Source organism: Hymenobacter sp. UYP22 (genome assembly GCF_040547285.1).
Lineage (GTDB): Bacteria > Bacteroidota > Bacteroidia > Cytophagales > Hymenobacteraceae > Hymenobacter.
Window position 1 is genome coordinate 1 of sequence record NZ_JBEPPK010000017.1, and the last position, 18,716, is coordinate 18,716.

General features: G+C 59.3%; 16 protein-coding genes and 1 pseudogene. 13 read left to right on the forward strand and 4 right to left on the reverse strand.

What is annotated here, in order from left to right:
• The first annotated feature begins 107 nt into the window (after positions 1-107).
• A complete protein-coding gene (locus ABIB60_RS19750) occupies positions 108-416 on the forward strand; it encodes a hypothetical protein (protein WP_354582100.1) in 309 nt (102 codons plus the stop codon).
• 82 nt (positions 417-498) lie between these two features.
• Here the strand turns inward: ABIB60_RS19750 and ABIB60_RS19755 are convergent, their stop codons facing one another.
• Positions 499-2,862, reverse strand: a complete 2,364-nt coding sequence (locus tag ABIB60_RS19755; protein WP_354582101.1) for an alpha-amylase family glycosyl hydrolase — start codon at positions 2,860-2,862, stop codon at positions 499-501.
• Between the two features lie 295 nt (positions 2,863-3,157).
• On the opposite strand from ABIB60_RS19755, the gene ABIB60_RS19760 reads away from it, so the two are divergent.
• Positions 3,158-3,988 carry a murein L,D-transpeptidase catalytic domain family protein gene (locus tag ABIB60_RS19760; protein WP_354582102.1) on the forward strand — a complete coding sequence of 277 codons (831 nt, stop codon included), beginning with the start codon at positions 3,158-3,160 and terminating at the stop codon, positions 3,986-3,988.
• A gap of 91 nt (positions 3,989-4,079) precedes the next feature.
• On the opposite strand, the gene ABIB60_RS19765 is transcribed toward ABIB60_RS19760, so the two are convergent.
• The 3 genes from ABIB60_RS19765 to ABIB60_RS19775 all read right to left on the reverse strand — a co-directional run bounded on the left by ABIB60_RS19765 (position 4,080) and on the right by ABIB60_RS19775 (position 7,265).
• The gene (locus tag ABIB60_RS19765) at positions 4,080-5,150 is read right to left on the reverse strand and encodes an Ldh family oxidoreductase (RefSeq protein ID WP_354582103.1); all 1,071 of its coding nucleotides are present in this window, start codon (positions 5,148-5,150) and stop codon (positions 4,080-4,082) included.
• Positions 5,151-5,318: 168 nt separating this feature from the next.
• The gene (locus ABIB60_RS19770; RefSeq protein WP_354582104.1) at positions 5,319-6,275 is read right to left on the reverse strand and encodes a Ppx/GppA phosphatase family protein; all 957 of its coding nucleotides are present in this window, start codon (positions 6,273-6,275) and stop codon (positions 5,319-5,321) included.
• Between the two features lie 105 nt (positions 6,276-6,380).
• Entirely contained in the window at positions 6,381-7,265 is an 885-nt protein-coding gene (locus ABIB60_RS19775; protein WP_354582105.1) for a class I SAM-dependent methyltransferase, read from the reverse strand.
• A 102-nt stretch (positions 7,266-7,367) separates the two neighbouring features.
• On the opposite strand from ABIB60_RS19775, the gene ABIB60_RS19780 reads away from it, so the two are divergent.
• The 11 genes and pseudogenes from ABIB60_RS19780 to ABIB60_RS19825 all read left to right on the forward strand — a co-directional run bounded on the left by ABIB60_RS19780 (position 7,368) and on the right by ABIB60_RS19825 (position 18,713).
• Entirely contained in the window at positions 7,368-7,856 is a 489-nt protein-coding gene (locus ABIB60_RS19780; RefSeq protein ID WP_354582106.1) for a DinB family protein, read from the forward strand.
• A 73-nt stretch (positions 7,857-7,929) separates the two neighbouring features.
• Entirely contained in the window at positions 7,930-8,727 is a 798-nt protein-coding gene (dapF, locus tag ABIB60_RS19785) for a diaminopimelate epimerase (RefSeq protein ID WP_354582107.1), read from the forward strand.
• Between the two features lie 120 nt (positions 8,728-8,847).
• A pseudogene (locus ABIB60_RS22435) lies at positions 8,848-9,177 on the forward strand (ATP-binding cassette domain-containing protein); the annotation flags it as partial.
• Between the two features lie 309 nt (positions 9,178-9,486).
• Positions 9,487-9,750, forward strand: coding sequence for a TOBE domain-containing protein (locus ABIB60_RS22440; RefSeq protein ID WP_502915143.1), 264 nt, complete (start codon positions 9,487-9,489; stop codon positions 9,748-9,750).
• Between the two features lie 19 nt (positions 9,751-9,769).
• Positions 9,770-10,291 carry a GNAT family N-acetyltransferase gene (locus tag ABIB60_RS19795; RefSeq protein WP_354582109.1) on the forward strand — a complete coding sequence of 174 codons (522 nt, stop codon included), beginning with the start codon at positions 9,770-9,772 and terminating at the stop codon, positions 10,289-10,291.
• Between the two features lie 169 nt (positions 10,292-10,460).
• The gene (locus tag ABIB60_RS19800) at positions 10,461-11,666 is read left to right on the forward strand and encodes a glycosyltransferase family 1 protein (protein WP_354582110.1); all 1,206 of its coding nucleotides are present in this window, start codon (positions 10,461-10,463) and stop codon (positions 11,664-11,666) included.
• A 65-nt stretch (positions 11,667-11,731) separates the two neighbouring features.
• Complete coding sequence (gene glf, locus ABIB60_RS19805) at positions 11,732-12,910, forward strand: UDP-galactopyranose mutase (protein ID WP_315996847.1); 1,179 nt, start codon at positions 11,732-11,734, stop codon at positions 12,908-12,910.
• Between the two features lie 220 nt (positions 12,911-13,130).
• The gene (locus ABIB60_RS19810; protein WP_354582111.1) at positions 13,131-13,772 is read left to right on the forward strand and encodes a peptidase associated/transthyretin-like domain-containing protein; all 642 of its coding nucleotides are present in this window, start codon (positions 13,131-13,133) and stop codon (positions 13,770-13,772) included.
• A gap of 203 nt (positions 13,773-13,975) precedes the next feature.
• On the forward strand, positions 13,976-17,383 hold the full coding sequence (secA, locus tag ABIB60_RS19815; protein ID WP_354582112.1) for a preprotein translocase subunit SecA: 3,408 nt from the start codon (positions 13,976-13,978) through the stop codon (positions 17,381-17,383).
• Positions 17,384-17,509: 126 nt separating this feature from the next.
• Positions 17,510-18,181: a deoxyribose-phosphate aldolase gene (gene deoC / locus ABIB60_RS19820; RefSeq protein ID WP_354582113.1), complete on the forward strand. Its 672-nt coding sequence runs from the start codon at positions 17,510-17,512 to the stop codon at positions 18,179-18,181.
• The gene (locus ABIB60_RS19825; protein ID WP_354582114.1) at positions 18,162-18,713 is read left to right on the forward strand and encodes a sporulation protein; all 552 of its coding nucleotides are present in this window, start codon (positions 18,162-18,164) and stop codon (positions 18,711-18,713) included. The genes deoC and ABIB60_RS19825 overlap by 20 nt, the downstream gene beginning before the upstream one ends.
• Positions 18,714-18,716: the final 3 nt, after the last annotated feature.

The window sequence follows — 18,716 nt, forward strand, 5'->3', positions numbered from 1 at the left end:
AGCGGAGAGAAAGGAGATGGGTCGCACCTCAAATTTCGCTCATGTTGTGGGAGTCCTTTCTGTTTTAGCCTGTTGCCCCCTTCCTAAACAGGTTCTTATTTAGAGTATTGTCGCCGGCTGACATTCTGGAAGAAATTCGTCACGCGAGAGGAGCACATCCTGACCGGCTGCGGTTCCCGATTGCTGACTATATGATTTTTAGTGATACTTGGGACTTGCTTCTCGATGAGCAGAATCCAGAAGTTTATTACATCGTCAATAACAATCACAAGACTGAAGAGGACGTGATATTGACTTCATCTCTCCCAGAATTCATTAGCAGATTCTTAGCTGACGGTGTCTGGGGACAAAATGGTGATGGTGGTTTGTATGGCTGGCGTGAGACAATAAAAGCGCAAACAAATGGTCTTACATGAAATAAAATCAGCTTCTGAGGCAGAAGAAAAAAGCCCCGCCGGATTATTCCAGCGGGGCTCTTTAATGAAACAGAACTAGTAGTTATTTCACTACCACTTTGCGGCTTAGGCCTAGCTCCGGGATAGTCAGATGGTAGACGCCGGCGGGCAGGGTGCGCGTCACGCGCAGGCGCTGCTCGGTGGAGCCGGGGTACAGGCGCACGGATTGCTCGTGAACCGGGCGGCCCAGCAGGTCAATGAGGCGCAGGGTAGCGGCCGTTTCCTTCGGCGACTGCACCACTACATCAATCCGGTCGGCGGCGGTGGGGTTGGGGTACACGGCCAAATCGGCACCAGTTACGGTGGCTTCCTTGGTGGCCGTGATGGTAGACTCGCGCAGGGCGGTGCTGGTGAGTACGGCCGGAGCCGTGTAGGTAGCCTTCACGAAAGCACGCTGGGCGGGGTTGGTGGTAGCGGCATTCTTGGCGCGCAGCGTCAGCCAGCCGGTAGCCGTGGGCGTGTAGGTGCCTGTGAGGGTGCCGGTGCCGGTTTTGCTGCTCACAATGGTGGTGCCACTTACAACTTCAACGGCTAAGCTGCGGGTAGCATCGGTGGGAAAGAGGGTGTAGGTTACCGCCTTGCCCGAGGCCACGTATATGCGGCCCGCCGTGCGGTAAGCCGTAGACGAAGCCGGCAGCTGCCCGCCCTGTTTCAGCGAGGAGGCGTGCGAATCGCCCAGGTCATCGGCCAGTTCCCACTCCTGAGTAGTCGCCATGGCCGCGCGGTTGTAGTTGGTGCCGATGCCGGTGGGGGCCCACACCGAGTAGCCGCGGCGGCCGCCCGTGGCCGTGCCGTTGCAGGGCGGCGTGTTGATGCTCACGGTTTGGGAGGCGCTTACCGTTACGGTAGCCGTGCCGTTGGCCCCGGAGTAGTCCTTCAGTACCGTGCCGGGCGCAAAGTCACAGCTGACGGTACTGTTCTGCCAGGTATTCCAGTTGTCGTTGATGCCGATTAGGGCCTTGGTGCTCCGCTCAATTACCAGGTGGTCGGCGGCCTGCCAGCGCACTTTGTAGGCACCATCCTTAAAGCGCAGGTTCTGGTGACACCAAATCAGGTTTTCGATGTCGGAGCGCTGGGGTAGGTCGGTGGTGCTGGTGGGCTGGTGGGAATACCGCTTGCTGGTGCTGCCAATGTTGAACAGGTCCTCGAAGAAAATCTGGGGAGAGCCATCCACGGCCAGGGCCGCCGCGTAGGCCGGGGAGAGGCGGCCGTCCGAGGGGTCGATGTGGGGCGCCAGCTCCGAGCCGGTATTCCAGCCGGTGTAGTTGCCGTTGGCGTCCGTCTGGGGGCGGAAGGTGTCGTGGTTGTTCACGAAAGGCACGGTGCGGTGCACGTAGGTGCCGTTGATGTTCACCACCCGGGCTCCCTGCTGGTAGCTGGGCAGGCTGCCCAAATCAAAGTTGCCGCCCCCACTCACAATGCTGTAAAGGCCGTTGCGCAGGGAGAAATCGAAGGTGCCGGCGCGGTTCTGCACGTTGCCTACCCAGTTGTCCATCTGCCCCGAGGAGCCTACCCATTCGCCCACGGCGTACATGGTAGCGCCGCCGCTGGCCCAACCGGCGTTGCTTTGCATGTTGTAGAGGAAATCCTCCATGGCAAAGTCGGGGAAGTGCTTCACGGCATCCAGGCGCACGCCATCAAAGCCTTCCTGCTTCTTGTACCACACCAGCCAGTTGCGCACCTCATTGCGCATGTAGTCGGCGCCCTGGGTAGGGTTAAAGGTAGCGTTGGAGCTCTGGCCGTAGGAGCCGTTATAGTAGCTCACATCGGGCCCGAAGTACACGGCATTCCAGTCGCCGGAGGTGGAGTTATTGCCGGGGTTGGGGTTGAAGTTCTGCCAGTTTTTGGGGAAGCGGCCGTTGCGGGCCAGGTAGTTGGCGGCCGTTTCGTCGGTAGCGGGCTTGGTGTAACTCACGTACCGGAAGTTCTTGTACTTGCTGGTCGAGCCATCTTCCCAAGCGGCGGGGTCCTGGCCACCGCCGCCAGTTTGGGAGCCGGCGCCGTCGTTGTGGTTGAGCACAATATCCTGCACCACCTCAATGCCGTTGGCGTGCAGCACGGCCACGGCCCGCAGCAGCTCATCCTTGTTACCCAGGCGGGTGGCGGTGAAGCCTTTTTGGTACTTATCCCCGAGGTCGTAGTTATCGAAGGGGGAGTAGCCGTTGCCCTGATTACCGTTCTTGATGCTCGGGGGCAGCCACACGGCATCAATGCCCATGGCTTTCAGGCGCGGAGCCAGCAGGGCAATGTAGTTGGCCCAGCCATTGGGGTAGTTAGAGTTCCAATAGTCCCACCAGTAGCCTTGCAGCACTACTTTTTGGGCGTTGGCGGGTTGGCCGCCCAGAACAAAAAGGGCAGCGGCGGCCAGGGTGAGCTTGCGCCACCGGGAGGGGGTACTTGTGTACATGTGGGAATTGGTTGGTGGGAAAAAAGAAACGGCGGGTGACGCCGCGAAGAGCGAATTTGGGGTTTCTAAAGTCGGTAATTAAATAGTAAAATACCGATGGTATATTACCGTATGCCGGTTCTGGCTTGGCCGGTTCTGAATGATGAGGGAATTAAACGGGCCATTTTATCCTTACATTCAGGTACTATTCGGGTGCTTATAGGCATCTGCAATGGCCGAATACTCGTAAGAACACGTGCGCCTGATTTTCAAATGCCCAGGCGTGTTGTTCAAAACCTGAAACCGAACTGTGTCGATGGAAAACCAGAGTGTAGTGCGCCGTCAGCGTATCAAACGCCGGGCCCGCCGAGTGGCGCGCCGGATTTTGCCTTTCGTGGCATCCCTGTTTCTGGCCACGCCACTAGCTGCCCCGGTGCGCTCCAAAGCGGCCACCACGAGCTCCGAAATGCGCTTGCCTACGGCGGCAGTTACCAAAACTACGCTGTTCAACCAGCACCTGCACGACCTCTACCGCGACCTGCAGGTGGAGCAGCAGGGCCTGCGCTTTGAGGTATTCGAGAAGGCCATGACCGGTTACCTCAACTTGGACAAGCAAGGTAAGCTTAGCGAAAAGCAGTTGCTGACCGTAGTTGATTTCGAGTTACCCTCCACGGAAAAGCGCCTGTGGGTGCTGGACTTGGAGGCCAAGCAAGTGAAGTTCCACACGCTGGTGGCCCACGGCCACAATTCCGGCGAAAACATGGCTACCAACTTCTCCAACGAGAACGAGTCGAACATGAGCAGCCTGGGCTTTTACGTAACCCAAGGCGAGTACCAGGGCAAGCACGGCCGCTCACTCAAGCTTAAAGGCTTGGATGAGGGCTACAACACCAATGCCCTGAGCCGCTCGGTGGTGATGCACGGTGCTGATTACGTGAGCGAGGACTTCATCCGGCAAAATGGCCGTTTGGGCCGCAGCTTGGGTTGCCCCGCGTTGCCCATGGATCAGAAGGACGCCATTATTGCCGCCGTGGAAGGCCAGACCTGCCTGTTTCTGAATGGTCCTGATCAGTCATATTCTTCGAAATACCTGAATCAGGATGTGGCCGTAGCCAGCTTGCTCGATCGGGACAATCAGATGATATAAATCCCCGATGGTGCAGATAAGGCAGATGCCACAGCTTCATACGACCGTCGTATGAAGCTGTGGCATCTGCCTTATCTGCACCATCGGGGATTTACAGCTTCACGCCAAACTTGTTACCCACCGTCTCCAGGTCTTTAATAACTGCGTCGAGTAGGGGAATGCCGTCAATTAAGCGTACGGCCGAGGTTTCCCGCTCCGGGTCGCCGGGGATAAGCACTTGGTGGCCCTCCACGGCCTGAGCCGAACGGAACGTAGTAATCCAGTTGTCCATGTGGGCCTTGAACTCGTCGGCAGGGCGGAAGGCATCCACCCGCATGGCTCCGAAGAAGTGCCCGAGGCCCTGGCCCACCGGATTGGCAGAGGGCTGCAGGAACGCCACGAACGGCGGTACCCAGGGGCCGTAATTGGCCCCACTGAGCACGGCCGAGAAGATATCCACCACGGCACCTAGCCCATAGCCCTTGTGCGAGCCGGTAACCCCGCCCAGCGGCAGCAGCGCGCCGCCGTTTTTCACGGCGTTGGCATCCGTAGAGCCTGTGCCCTGCGCATCCTGAGCCCAGCCTTCGGGAATAGGGAGGTTTTTGCGCTGGGCAATTTCCAGCTTGCCGTTGGCGGCGGTGGTGGTAGCCATATCCAGCACAAAATCGGGCTGCTCACCGGCGGGTACGGCCACGGCAATGGGGTTGGTGCCCAGCAGCCGCTCCAGCGAGTAGGTTGGCGCTACCAGGGGTGAGGCGTTGGTCATGGCCACGCCAATCATGTCATGGGCCAGGGCCTGCATGGCGTGGTAGCCGGCAATGCCGAAGTGGTTGGAATTCTTCACCGATACCCAGCCAGTGCCCACCTGCCGGGCTTTTTCCAGAGCCACCTGCATAGCCCGGGGGCCAACGACCAGGCCCAAACCTCCGTCGCCATCCACCACGGCGGTGCTGGGCGTTTCGTAGGTGACGCCGATGCGGGGCGTAGCGTTGATGCGGCCCGCTTCCCAGAGGCGCACGTAGCCCACCAGCCGTGCCACCCCGTGCGAATCCACCCCGCGCAAATCCGCCGACAGCAACGTTTCCGTGGCTTGCGTAGCATAGGCCTCGGGGCAACCCATGCTGCGGAAAACGGTTTCGGTGAAGGCAAACAGCTGGGAGTAGGAGAATAGGGTAGGAGTCATGGGTGGAGCACGCACGTAGCGGAAGCCGCTGAGGTTTGAGAATAAGTCGGAGAAAGGCCTTGTCATTGCGAGCAAGGGGAGGAATCTGGGGTATGGGCCGAAACGGTTACCCCAGATTCCTTGGCACTGGATTGATGCGCCACCTGCTCGGAATGATAGGACTAAGGGTTACTCGGGGGTGGCCAGCATTTCAGCCAGTAAACCTTCTTTCAGGGCATACGCTGAGGTGCGGATGTTGGTAATGCCGGTGAGCTGCAGCACGTAGTCGATGAGTACCGAGGCCACTACCAGCATATCGGCGCGCATGGGTAAGATACCGGGCAGGGCCACGCGCTGCTCGTGGGTAAGGCTGAGCATCTGCTGGTAGCTGTGGCGGAAGCCTTCAAACGTCAGGTCGGAGCTGGGCGGCAGCTCGGCTTCGGTGCGCAGCCGGCCCAGCTGCATATCGGCTAGGCTATCAAAGGAGCCGGACGCACCCACCAAGCCCACCGGCCGAAACTGCTGCATGGCTTCGGCCAGGGGCTGCAGCACTTCCCGCAGATAGGCCTGCTCGGCGGCTACGGCCTCGGGCGGGAACACGCCACTGGGGTCGGGAAAAAACTTGTCGAGCAGGCGTTGGGCCCCGATTTCAAAGCTACGCTTCCAGAAAATGTGGCTGTCATCGGCCACAATAAACTCCACCGAGCCCCCGCCAATATCCATAAGCAGGTGGGGCGCCGGGCCCAAGGCCACGGCTTGCCGCACGCCTTTGGCAATAAGCTCAGCTTCCCGGTCGCCGCCAATTACTTCTACCCGGATACCAGTTTGCTCGAAGATATCCTGCACCAGCTGGGGGCCGTTTTGGGATACGCGCATGGCGCTGGTGGCCGTGGCGCGCACATCGGTAACCTGGTGCAGCTCCATTTCCTCCTTGAAACCGGCCAGAGCGTGCAAAGCGCGCTCGTAGGGGGCCTCGGCAATGCGGCCCTGGCTGATGCCGCCTTCACCCAGGCGCACGCCCACTTTCGTGCGCAGTAGCTTAACGGGCTGCGCGTGGCGGGCCTCGGGCATTTCCACAATCAGCAAATGAAAGGTGTTGGTGCCCATATCAATGAGGGCCAGGCGGCGGTGGAGCGGATGATGCACGTTAGGAGAGGGTAGGAGGGTGAGCGGGTAGGAAGGTAGGGGGGTAAGCTTTTCGGAGGAAAGACCTTCTTAACAGATCAACTCCTGAACGCTTACCCTCTTACCCTAATTACCGAACCGGCAAAACGTGCCCAGGGGCAGTTTACGCGCCGCTGCATCGTGCAGGTAAATTTCCCCGATTTCGCGGGTCTGGCGGGCTGCCGGGAAAATTTCGTGTACCAGATTTTCCAGAATCAGGGCCGAGAAACCCAGGGAATACAGGTTAATTAGGAAAAAGTGGTCCTCGGGGTCGAGTAGCTCCTTGCAGAGCTTAAGCATTTCGTTGAGTTCGTCCTCCAGCTGCCACTTTTCGCCGTTGGGGCCGCGGCCGTAGGCGGGCGGGTCGAGGATAAGGCCCTGGTACTTGCTGCCGCGCTTTACTTCGCGCTTCACATACTTCATGGCGTCTTCCACCAGCCAGCGCACTCCATCCAGGTTGGAGGCCTCCATATTGTCGCGGGCCCAGAAGTTCACCTGCTTCACCGAATCCAGGTGGGTCACATCGGCTCCGGCGGCGCGGGCGGCCAGGGTAGCAGCTCCGGTGTAGGCAAACAGGTTGAGCACCCGGGGCTGGGCGGCCCGGCGCTTTCGCGTCTGGGTATAGATAAACTGCCAGTTGGGGTCCTGCTCCGGGAACAGCCCCACGTGCTTAAACGACGACATGCCCAGCCGGAACCGCAGCTTCAGCCCGTCGGGCCGCTCGTAGCCAATTACCCACTGCTCGGGCGTGCCGGCCTTGATTTTCCACTGGCCCCGTTCCTGGCTGCCTTTTTCGCGGGTGAAAATGGCATTGGCGCGCTGCCACTCCGAAGCGGGCAGGTGCGGGTCCCAAATGGCCTGGGGCTCGGGCCGGGCCAGGATGTGCTTGCCGAAGCGCTCCAGCTTTTCAAAGTTGCCGGCGTCAATCAGCTCGTAATCGGCCCAGGGGCTGGTAGTCAGAAACGTGTACATAGATCGGGAAGTAGGCTGCCCGGTCAGGCAGGGAGGCAAAGGTACGGCATGGCGAAGTTTCGGCTGGTATCGTACAAGGCCGTACACCACGCCGCTACACTCATGTCCGAAATCAACCGCCTGCTCGACCAGCTGCACCGTGCCTTCGACGGCGACGCCTGGTCGGGGCCCAACCTACAATCAACGCTGGCGGGGCTTTCGGCGGCGCAGGCGGCGGCCCACCCGCTGGCGGGGGCGCACAGCATCTGGGAAATTGTGCTGCACCTCACCACGTGGCTGCGGGTAGTGCGGCAACGCCTGGCCACCCACACGCTCATCGGCCCTACTGATGCGGAAAACTGGCCCTCACTGCCCACCGTACCCCATGATGCCGCCTGGCAGCAGGCGTTAGCCGATTTGCAGGCCGCGCACACGGAATTGCTGGCGGCGGTGCAGGCGCTAACGGATGAAAACCTGCTGCAGCTGCCCACGCCCTCGGCGGACTACCCGGCTGGCACGCCGGGCTCGTATTATGTGTTGTTGCACGGAGTAGTTCAGCACAACCAGTACCACACCGGCCAACTTGCTTTGCTGCGAAAAGCAGTTGCCTGAAGCCGTGGTTATCGTAACGCATGAGCGGTGTTCCGGCTGCTAGGTGCCATCTTTGCTTTCTGATTTGACGGGTATGACGACACTTTCCTTCTTTAAGTACCAGGGCACCGGCAACGACTTTGTGCTGCTAGATGACCGGGCCCAGCACTTCGACGCCGACAACCACCAATTGGTGCGCTTCCTCTGCGACCGGCGCCGCGGTATTGGGGCTGATGGGCTGATTTTGCTGCGCCCCCACCAGCAGCTGGATTTTGAGATGGTGTACTTCAACGCCGATGGCTATGTGGGGTCTTTGTGCGGTAACGGCAGCCGCTGCGCCGTAGCCTTTGCCCACGACTTGGGCCTGATTGACCGGGAAACGCGTTTCCAGGCGGCTGATGGTCCGCACGAAGCCCACATCGACAATACAGGGTTGGTGCACTTGCGCATGCAGGATGTGCTGGGCCAGCAGGAAGTAGAGGAGTACGGCATTTTTCTGGATACCGGCTCCCCCCACCTGGTGCGCTTCCAGCCCACCAGCACCCTGGCCGAGCTGAACGTGTTTACGGAGGGCCGCGCCATTCGCTATAATGAGCGGTTTCGGGAGAGAGGCACCAACGTCAACTTCGTGGAAGCCCCGGCCGTGCCCGGGCAGCCCTGGCAGGTGCGCACCTACGAGCGGGGCGTGGAGGACGAAACCCTGAGCTGCGGCACCGGCGTAACGGCCGTGGCCTTGGCTGCCAGCAAGCGGGGCGCTACCAGCCCCGTGCACCTGCGCACCCCCGGCGGCGACCTGCACGTGGCCTACGAGGCCCGCCCCGATGGTTCTTTCACCAACGTGTACCTCAGTGGCCCGGCCCAGCGCGTGTTCAGTGGCACCATTGAGGTGTAACGTAGCCGACCTTTGCTTAACCCAATGCCCGAAACCGACGACTTTCTCACCGTAACCAACTTAAGCCTGGCTGAGCGCGGCGCAGTGGCGTTGCAAAACATCAGCTTTCGGCAGGAGCCCGGGCAGCGGCTGGCATTGGTCGGTGAGTCGGGAGCGGGAAAAAGCACTCTGTTGCAATGCATTGCGGGCTTAGTGCAACCCACCGCCGGCGAAATTCGGTTTGCGGGCCGCCGCGTGAAAGGCCCCCAGGAAATACTGGTACCCAGCCACCCCGGCATCGTGTACTTGTCGCAGAAGTCGGAGTTGCCGCACTCTTTGCGGGTGGAGCAGGTGCTACGCTACGCCAGCAAGCGGCCCGCCGCCGAAGCTGCCGCCGTGTACGAAGTGTGCCGGATTACGCAGTTGCTGCCCCGTCGCACCGATGAGCTGTCGGGCGGGGAGCAGCAGCGGGTGGCCCTGGCCCGGCTGCTGCTGTCGGCCCCGCGCCTGCTGCTGCTGGATGAGCCCTTCTCCAACCTCGACCGGGGCCACAAGCAGCAGATGCAGCGCATTATTCAGGAAGTGGGTGAACAGCTGGCTATTACCTGCCTGCTGGTGTCGCATGACTCGGCCGATACTCTGCCCTGGGCCGATGAGCTATTGGTACTGCAACAAGGGCAACTCATTCAGCAAGGCCCGCCTGAGCAGGTGTACCGTCAGCCCATAAATGAATACGCGGCCGCGTTGCTCGGGGACTATGCAACGGTATCGGGCCCCGATATGCGCGCCTTGCTGGCTGCACCCCGCCGCAAGCTGCCCGGTACGGCTCTGCTGGTTCGGCCAGAAAACGTGCAGCTACTGCCCACTACCGAATCTGGAGTGCCAGCAGAGGTACAGGCTGTGCGGTTCATGGGCAGTTATTACGAGGCAGATGTGTTGCTGCCCGCCGGCTCACGGCTACGAACCCGCACTGTTGCCGTGCCCGAGGAGGGGCCCATAGCGGTGCGGCTGATGGCGGGCGCCCCCCAGGTATTTTTCAACTGAATCGGCCATAGTTCCGCCCATGCTCCGCTCCGACCTGATTTTCCTGCGCCCCCTGGAAGCCGAGGACCTGGAGTTTCTTTATGCCCTGGAAAACGACCCTTCGGTGTGGGGTGTGTCGGATACGCTGGTGCCCGTGTCGCGGCACACTTTGCGGCAGTATTTGGATAGCGCGGCGGCTGATTTTTTTGAGGTGCGGCAGTTGCGGTTGGTGATAGGGGAGGTGGCTACCGGTACGGCAGTAGGTACGCTGGATATTTTTGGGTTTGAGCCTCTGCACCAGCGCGCCGGCGTGGGCATCACCATTCTGGCCCGGCACCGGCAACAGGGCTACGCCCAAGCTGCCCTGGCTCTGTTACTGCCCTACGCCCGCCACGTGTTGCGGCTCCATCAGCTGTTCTGCACCATAGCCGCCGACAATGGCGCTAGCCTGCGTTTGTTCAGAGGAGCTGGTTTCACCGAAGTAGGCGTACGGCGGCAGTGGTTGCGCACGGCTCAGGGTTGGCAGGATGCAGTGGAGTTTCAACGGCTGTTGCAGCCGTAACAGCCGGCTAAGCAGGCTAGCATCGGGCGGCGGATGAGGGCCGAAAAACAGCGTAAAACAAGCTGAACGATATCCTTTTACTAAACCGTGCGTACAGGACTAAGCCGTCCGGTACGTGGGCTTGTGTTGCTGCCGAATGACACCTGGACCTTATATTTTTCTCCCCTCTATGCCGCTGTCGTCAACCGCGGAGTCGCCCGTGCGTGCCTCTGACCATCCTCAATCTGCTGCCCCTGCTACACCCGTACCCACTGCCCTGCCCGATGTAATCTGCTTTGCCCATTTACACTGGGATTTTGTATGGCAGCGGCCCCAGCACCTGATGTCGCGCTTTGCGCAGCAGGGCCGGGTGTTTTATGTGGAAGAGCCTTTCTTCCACGCCGACGACTTGGTGGAGCCACACATGGAGGTGAAAGAGCGGCAACACGGCCTGAAAGTGCTGGTGGTACACCTGCCCAACTGCCTGCGCGGCCAGGAAGATGCCACCGACCAAGCGCAGTACGAAGTGCTCAGCCAGTATTTTCAGGAGCAAGGTATCAGCAACTATTTATTCTGGTACTACACGCCCATGGCTCTGGGCAAGTCGCGCCACTTCACGCCCCGCCTCACCATCTACGACTGCATGGATGAGCTGGCTGCTTTCAAGTTTGCGCCGCCAGCGCTGCGGGAGCGGGAGCAGGAGTTGTTCCGGAAAGCTGATTACGTATTTACGGGCGGCCACACGCTGTACGAGGCCAAACGCCAGCAACACCCCGATGCGCACCCTTTCCCGAGCAGCATCGATAAGGCCCACTTCGGCCAGGCCCGCCAGCCCATGCCCGAGCCCCAGGACCAGGCTGGCATTGCCCACCCCCGCGTAGGCTTTTTTGGAGTAATTGACGAACGCCTGGATATTGACCTGCTGGGTCAGTTGGCCGAAGCTCATCCGGAATGGCAGTTCGTTATCATCGGGCCGGTGGTAAAAATCGACCACGCCCTGCTGCCCCGCCACCAGAACATCCATTACCTCGGCAGTAAGGACTACCAGGAACTACCCGCCTATTTGCAGGGTTGGGATGTAGCTACCCTGCTTTTCGCCGACAACGAGAGCACCAAATTCATTTCGCCCACCAAAACGCCCGAGTATCTGGCTGCCGGCCGGCCAGTGGTGAGCACACCTATCCGCGACGTGGTGCGGCCTTACGGCGAGCTAAACCTGGTACAGATTGCCGCCACGGCCGCTGAATTCGGCAAGGCCATTGAAACAGCTCTGACTCAAACCCAGGACACCGACTGGCGCCGTCGCACCGATGAGTACCTGGCTACCATCAGCTGGGACCAGACCTGGGAGCAAATGGTGGCCCTGTTGCGCCGGAAGCTTGCTGCCACGGCCTAGTGCCTTCTCCTTACCTGCTACTTGCCCAACCTCCCCCTATTCTTTTTCCCCAAACACCGCTAGCTATGTTCGATTATCTCATCGTAGGAGCCGGTTTCGCCGGTAGTGTGCTAGCCGAGCGGCTGGCCACGCGCTCCAACAAAAAAGTGCTGATTGTAGACAAGCGCTGCCACATTGCCGGCAACGCCTTCGACCACTACAACGAGGATGGCATCCTGGTCCACAAGTACGGGCCGCATATCTTCCACACCAACGCCAAGGACGTATTCGAGTACCTCTCCAATTTCACCGATTGGCGCCCTTATGAGCACCGCGTATTGGCCTCCGTGGATGGCCAACTGGTGCCCATGCCCATCAACCTTGACACCATCAACAAGCTGTACGGCCTCTCGCTGAACAGCTTTGAGGTGGAGCAGTTCTTCGAGTCGCAGGCTGAGGAAGTACCCGTAATCCGCACCTCTGAGGATGTGGTAGTAAGTAAAGTAGGTCGTCAGCTCTATGAGAAGTTCTTCAAGAACTACACCCGCAAGCAGTGGGGCCTCGACCCCTCCGAGCTGGACAAATCGGTAACCAGCCGCGTGCCCACGCGCACCAACCGCGACGACCGGTACTTCACCGATACATACCAGGCGATGCCCTTGCACGGCTACACCCGCATGTTTGAGCGCATGCTGGACCACCCCAACATCAAGGTGATGCTCAACACCGATTACCACGACATCATCGACTTCATTCCCTTCAAGGAAATGATTTTCACGGGCCCCGTGGATGAGTACTTCGACTTCAAATATGGCAAGCTACCCTACCGCTCCCTGGAGTTCAAGCACGAAACGCTGAACGAGGAGCAGCATCTGGCGGCCCCCGTGGTTAACTTTCCTAACGACAACCTCTACACCCGCATCACGGAGTTTAAGGCCCTCACTGGCCAAAAACACCCCAAAACGGCCTTGGTGTATGAGTACCCGAAAGCCGAAGGTGACCCGTACTACCCCGTACCCCGCCTGGAAAACGCCGAGTTGTACAACAAGTACAAGAAACTGGCCGATGAAACGCCCAACGTACACTTCGTGGGCCGCTTAGCCACCTACAAATACTACAATATGGACCAGGTAGTAGCCCAGGCCCTCACGCTCTATAAAAAGCTCACGGACAAGGAGGAAAGCCTGAAGCCCAAAATGCCCGCCATTACCGGTTCCACCTCCATTATGGAGAAGCTAGTACCCCGCGACCCAGCCAAGGAGTAACCTTACCAGGACATAGCAGCACCAGAACCCACTTTGTATAAGGGTGGGTTCTGTTTTTATGGGTTTAGCGAAGTATGAAATATTGGTAGGTAAATATTTAATGCTTAGTTGATTAATACTCCTGTGTGATTATTTATAAAGTCGGTTAATGGCAGCTTGTGGTTGGGAGAATAATGCTGGACAGGCGTGGTTTACTATCGTATTCAACCCCTCATTCCAGATGAATTATTTCTATACCCTTTGCTCCCTAGTGGCCCTGAGTGGCCTGCTCAGCGCCTGCCAGAAACAGGACGGCCCTACTCTGGTAGAAGGCCAGGTGATTGAGATGCGCACCAACAAGCCAGTGCCGTATGCCACAATTGAGGTATATGGCCAGAGTGGCAGTGGCCTGCAGTCGGGCTACAGCCCCAGTGCTACCCCCCAGCAAGCCGACGCCAATGGCCGCTTCAGCTTTCAGTTTGAGGCTGCTGAGGGTACTTCCTATCTGTTGAAGGCGTTTTCCAAAGACGGACACGCCTCCAAATGGGGGGAAGAACCGGACGTGGAGGAGGGCCAGAAAAACCGTGATTTGGTCATTCCGGTAGCTGCCCCCGCTTGGCTCAAAATTCGGGTGGAGCAGAAGCCCGGCCCCGTGCCCGACGCTATTAACGTGTGGGGCCCTTGGTATGACCAGGGCTATATCTCGACCATCGGCTTACGCCCCAAGGATTACGGCACTGTCAGCTACCACGTCGTCGATTCGACCCTACCCAGCACCACTACTGTGAATTGGGAGGTGAACTACGGCGGCCAGCTCACCCGCTACCATCAGCCCTTCACCCTGCAGCCCTTCGATACTACGGAGGTAGTAGTGCGCTACTAGCCTCCGGGCCGAAAACCGGGCCGGAAAGTGGCTCCTGTACCTGACAACATAACCGAAACAACAAAGCCCGCACACTCTTTGAGGTACGGGCTTTGTCGTTTTGGGGGCCAGGGCGACGGGTTTGCGGTAAATGAGCCGGGACTTTCCCGAAAAACGCTGTAAATTTGAGTTGCGCCCCGGCGTTTCAATTAAGGTAAACCAGCATGTTTGATTTTCTAGGTAAAACCGTCGCCAAAATTTTCGGCTCCAAGTCGGAGCGGGATTTAAAGGAGATTGTACCGTATGTGGCGCTTGTAAACGCCGAATATGCCAAACTGGCACAACTCAGCGACGACGAGCTGCGCGCCCGCACTGACGAAGTACGGGCCCGGATTAACGCTCACCTGAAAGCCATTGACGAGCAGATTGCCAACCTGCACACCCGCGTAAACGAGGATGCTTCCTTAGACGCGGTGCAGAAAGAGGAGCTGTTCGACCAGATTGATACGCTGGAAAAGCAGCGCAATAAGGAGCTGGAAGTAGTGCTGATGGAAGTGCTGCCGGTAGCCTTCGCCATCTGCAAAGACACTGCCCGCCGCTACACCCAGAACGGCCAGCTTACCGTTACCGCCACCGACTACGACCGGGAATACGCCAGCCGTAAGCCCAACGTGCGCATTGAGGGCGATAAAGCCATTTGGAGCAACAAGTGGCTGGCCGCCGGGGCCGAGGTAACCTGGGACATGATTCACTACGACGTGCAGATTATCGGCGGCGTGGTGCTGCACCAGGGCAAGATTTCGGAAATGGCCACGGGTGAGGGCAAAACCCTGGTTTCAACCCTGCCCGCCTTCCTGAATTCCCTGGCCAAGCGCGGCGTGCACTTGGTAACCGTAAACGACTACCTGGCCAAGCGTGACTCGGAGTGGAATGCACCCCTGTTCGAGTTCCACGGTATTTCGGTGGACTGCATCGACAAGCACCAGCCTAACACCGACGCCCGCCGCAAAGCCTACTTAGCTGACATTACCTACGGCACCAACAACGAATTCGGCTTCGACTACCTGCGCGACAACATGGCGCGCGACCCCGAGGAGCTGGTGCAGCGCAAGCATCACTACGCCATGGTGGACGAAGTGGACTCCGTGCTGATTGACGACGCCCGGACTCCGCTTATCATTTCGGGCCCCGTGCCCCGCGGTGACGTACACGAGTTCTACCAGCTTAAGCCCCGCATTCAGAAGCTGGTGGAAGCCCAGAAAAAGCAGGTGCAGAACTACCTGGTGGAAGCCCGCCGCCTAATCAAAGAAGGCAACGATGGGCCCAAGGAAGGCGAAGGCGGTCTGATGCTGTTCCGGGCCCACCGCGGCCTGCCCAAGAGCAAGCCCCTCATTAAGTTCCTCTCGGAAACCGGCATGCGTGCCGTGCTGCAGAAAACCGAGAACCATTACCTGCAGGACAACCAGCGCCAGATGCCCAAGGCCGATGAGCCGCTGTTCTTCACCATCGACGAGAAAAACAACCAGATTGAGCTGACCGAGAAAGGCGTCGACCTGATTACCGGCGAAGGGGAAGACCACAGCTTCTTCATCATGCCCGATATCGGCTCGGAACTGGCCAACATCGAGAAAAACGAGAGCCTGACCGGCGAGGAAAAACTGCACACCAAGGAGAAGGTGATGGACGACTTCCAGGTGAAGTCGGAGCGTATCCACACCATCAACCAGCTGCTGAAAGCTTACACCCTGTTCGAGAAGGATGACCAATACATCCTCACCGACGACGGCAAGGTGAAGATTGTGGATGAGCAGACCGGCCGCGTAATGGAAGGTCGCCGCTACTCCGACGGGCTGCACCAGGCCATTGAGGCCAAGGAAAACGTGCGCGTAGAAGACGCCACCCAGACCTACGCCACCGTGACCCTGCAGAACTACTTCCGCATGTACCACAAGCTGGGCGGCATGACGGGTACTGCCGAAACCGAGGCCGGCGAGTTCTGGGAAATCTACAAGCTCGACGTGGTGGTAATTCCCACCAACCGCGGCATTGCCCGCAAGGACGAGCACGACAAAGTCTACAAGACGGTCCGTGAGAAGTACAACGCCGTAGCCGACGAAATCCAGACCCTGGTGCAGGCCGGCCGCCCCGTGCTGGTAGGTACCACCTCGGTAGAAATTTCGGAGCTGGTGAGCCGCATGCTCAAGTTCAAGGGCATTCCGCACCAGGTGCTCAACGCCAAGCAGAACCAGCGTGAGGCCGAAATTGTGGCCGCCGCCGGCTACCCTGGCACCGTTACCATTGCCACCAACATGGCCGGCCGTGGTACCGACATCAAGCTGAAAGAAACCTCCAAGGAATCGGGCGGGCTGGCTATCATCGGCACCGAGCGGCACGAGTCGCGCCGCGTGGACCGTCAGCTGCGGGGCCGCGCCGGCCGCCAGGGCGACCCAGGCTCTTCGCAGTTTTTCGTGAGCCTAGAGGATAACCTGATGCGCTTGTTCGGCTCCGACCGCATTGCCAAACTCATGGACCGCATGGGTCTGGAGGAAGGCGAAGTGATTCAGCACTCCATGATTACCTCTTCCATTGAGCGCGCCCAGAAAAAGGTGGAGGAAAACAACTTCGGCATCCGCAAGCGCCTGCTGGAGTACGATGACGTGATGAATGCCCAGCGCGAGGTGGTGTACAAGCGCCGCCGCAACGCCCTGCACGGGGAACGGCTGGAGCTGGACATCTGGAACATGATTTATGACGTGTGCGAGGACATCGTGGTGGGCCACAAAGGCAACAACGACTACGAGGACTTCAAGCTCGCCATCATCCGCGTGTTCGGCTATGATACCCACCTGACCGCCCAGGATTTGGGAGGTATGGCCGCCGGTCAGCTCACCCAGAAGCTCTATGACGAAGCCCTGAGCTACTACCACAGCAAGAATGAGTTCATCGGGGGCAACTCCATGCCGCTCATTAACGACCTGCTGAGTCAGAATGCGCCCTACGAAAACATTGCCATTCCCTTCACCGACGGCCGCAAGCAGATTCAGGCCGTGGCCAACCTGCGCCGCTCCCAGGCCTCGCAGGGTCAGGAGATTATCCGGGGCATGGAGAAGGTCGTGGTACTGTCGGTTATCGACGAAGCTTGGACCAAGCACCTGCGCGCTATGGACGACCTGAAGCAGGTGGTACAGAACGCCGTGTACGAGCAGAAAGACCCGCTACTAGTGTACAAGTTCGAGTCGTTCGAGCTGTTCAAGCAGATGATCAGCAAGGTGAATGAGGAAACCATTCAGTTCCTGTTCCGCGCCGATGTGCCGATGCAGGCTGGCCAGGATGGCTACGATGAGCCCGAGTACTTCACCGAGGACGAACTGCCCGTAGCGCCACCCCAGCCCAAGCTGAAAGCCGAGAAGGAAGTATCGTCGGTGTCGCTGGGCGCTGGCCCCGAAGACCTGGAGCAGGACGGCGCCATGACGGACGTGCTGGAAAAGCAGCAGCCTGCCAAGTCGCAGAAAGTGGCTAACCGCAACGAGAAAGTGAGCGTGCAGTACATGGATGGCCGCATCGTGCGCGACGTGAAATACAAATCGGTAGAAGACGATCTGCTCAACGACCGGGCCGTGCTCATCGACTAAATCACAGATGGTGCAGATTTTTTAGATAGCACAGATTCATTCCGATGTTTTAACCGCCCCGGCCGCAAGGCTGGGGCGGTTTTTGTTATAGCGCCCTACTTCGCCTCACCTCGTACCTTTGTGCCTGTGAACCTCGCCTCCCACATCGACCATACTCTGCTGAAGCCGGACGCTACGCCGGAGCAGATTGCGCAACTCTGCCGGGAAGCCGCCCAGTACCGTTTTGCCAGCGTGTGCGTGCCGCCCTGCTACGTGCGACTGGCCGCTGAGCAACTGCACGGCACCGGTGTGCCGGTATGCACCGTTGTTGGGTTTCCGCTGGGCTACTCCTTGGCCAAAGTGAAGTTCTTTGAAGCCCACCAGGCCCTGACCGAAGGCGCAACGGAACTGGATATGGTTATCAATGTGGGCGCCCTGAAAGCGGGCCGGCTGGCGGAAGTGGAGGAGGAAATCGGGCAGTTAGCCGAGCTGTGCCACCTGCGCGGGGCCCTGCTCAAAGTCATCATCGAAACGGCTTTGCTCACCAACGAGGAAATTGTAACGGTTTGTCGCCTCTGCGAGGAAGCTGGAGCTGACTTCGTGAAAACCTCCACCGGCTTTGCCAGCCGCGGGGCCTCGGTGGCCGATATTGCCCTGATGCGGCAGTCGTTGCCGGCGCACATGCGTATCAAGGCCTCGGGCGGTATCCGGGAGCGGGCGTTTGCCCTGGCGCTGGTGCAGGCTGGCGCCGACCGGATTGGCTCCTCTAATAGTCTGGCTTTAGTGGCCGAATCTTCTCATGAACCATCTGTTACCTAACGTGCTGCTGTTATCCGCCCTGTTTGCGCTGGGAAGCTGCGCCTCTTCCGGCCCGGCGGCCCCAGCCGTTTCCCCGGCCCCCGATACCGCGCGCAAAGCGGCTACGGCCGCGCCAGTACCGGCCGAGGACTTAAGCCGCTACCGGCCCACGTTTGCAACCCCGAAGGCATCGGTTGCGCCAGTTACCCCGGCCCGGGTTGTAACGCCTACCAACCACGTGAATGCCCAGGTGGAGCAGCGCCTCCGTGACCAGGCCTTCACCAACCAGAACGTGAAGTACGCCCAGGGTTACCGCATTCTGGCCTATGTGGGACTGGAGAAGGAGCAGGCTATGGCTATTCGGCGGGCCGTCATCAGCCGCTACCCCGAGGAAACCGACTATCTGGCCTTCAAGCAGCCCATTTTCCGTTTGTGGGTGGGTGATTACATGACCCGCCTGGAAGCCGAGCAGGCCCTGCTACGCATCCGGCCGCTGGCCCCCAAAGCCGAGCTGGAATCGGCTCAGGTTATCATCAACAAAACTGCCTACTAGGCC

Coding starts and splice junctions, on each gene's coding strand:
- ABIB60_RS19755 (WP_354582101.1), bottom strand. CDS start 2,862: ATGTACACAAGTACCCCCTCCCGGTGGCGCAAGCTCACCCTGGCCGCC.
- ABIB60_RS19760 (WP_354582102.1), top strand. CDS start 3,158: ATGGAAAACCAGAGTGTAGTGCGCCGTCAGCGTATCAAACGCCGGGCC.
- ABIB60_RS19765 (WP_354582103.1), bottom strand. CDS start 5,150: ATGACTCCTACCCTATTCTCCTACTCCCAGCTGTTTGCCTTCACCGAA.
- ABIB60_RS19775 (WP_354582105.1), bottom strand. CDS start 7,265: ATGTACACGTTTCTGACTACCAGCCCCTGGGCCGATTACGAGCTGATT.
- ABIB60_RS19780 (WP_354582106.1), top strand. CDS start 7,368: ATGTCCGAAATCAACCGCCTGCTCGACCAGCTGCACCGTGCCTTCGAC.
- dapF (WP_354582107.1), top strand. CDS start 7,930: ATGACGACACTTTCCTTCTTTAAGTACCAGGGCACCGGCAACGACTTT.
- ABIB60_RS22440 (WP_502915143.1), top strand. CDS start 9,487: ATGCGCGCCTTGCTGGCTGCACCCCGCCGCAAGCTGCCCGGTACGGCT.
- ABIB60_RS19795 (WP_354582109.1), top strand. CDS start 9,770: ATGCTCCGCTCCGACCTGATTTTCCTGCGCCCCCTGGAAGCCGAGGAC.
- ABIB60_RS19800 (WP_354582110.1), top strand. CDS start 10,461: ATGCCGCTGTCGTCAACCGCGGAGTCGCCCGTGCGTGCCTCTGACCAT.
- glf (WP_315996847.1), top strand. CDS start 11,732: ATGTTCGATTATCTCATCGTAGGAGCCGGTTTCGCCGGTAGTGTGCTA.
- ABIB60_RS19810 (WP_354582111.1), top strand. CDS start 13,131: ATGAATTATTTCTATACCCTTTGCTCCCTAGTGGCCCTGAGTGGCCTG.
- secA (WP_354582112.1), top strand. CDS start 13,976: ATGTTTGATTTTCTAGGTAAAACCGTCGCCAAAATTTTCGGCTCCAAG.
- ABIB60_RS19825 (WP_354582114.1), top strand. CDS start 18,162: ATGAACCATCTGTTACCTAACGTGCTGCTGTTATCCGCCCTGTTTGCG.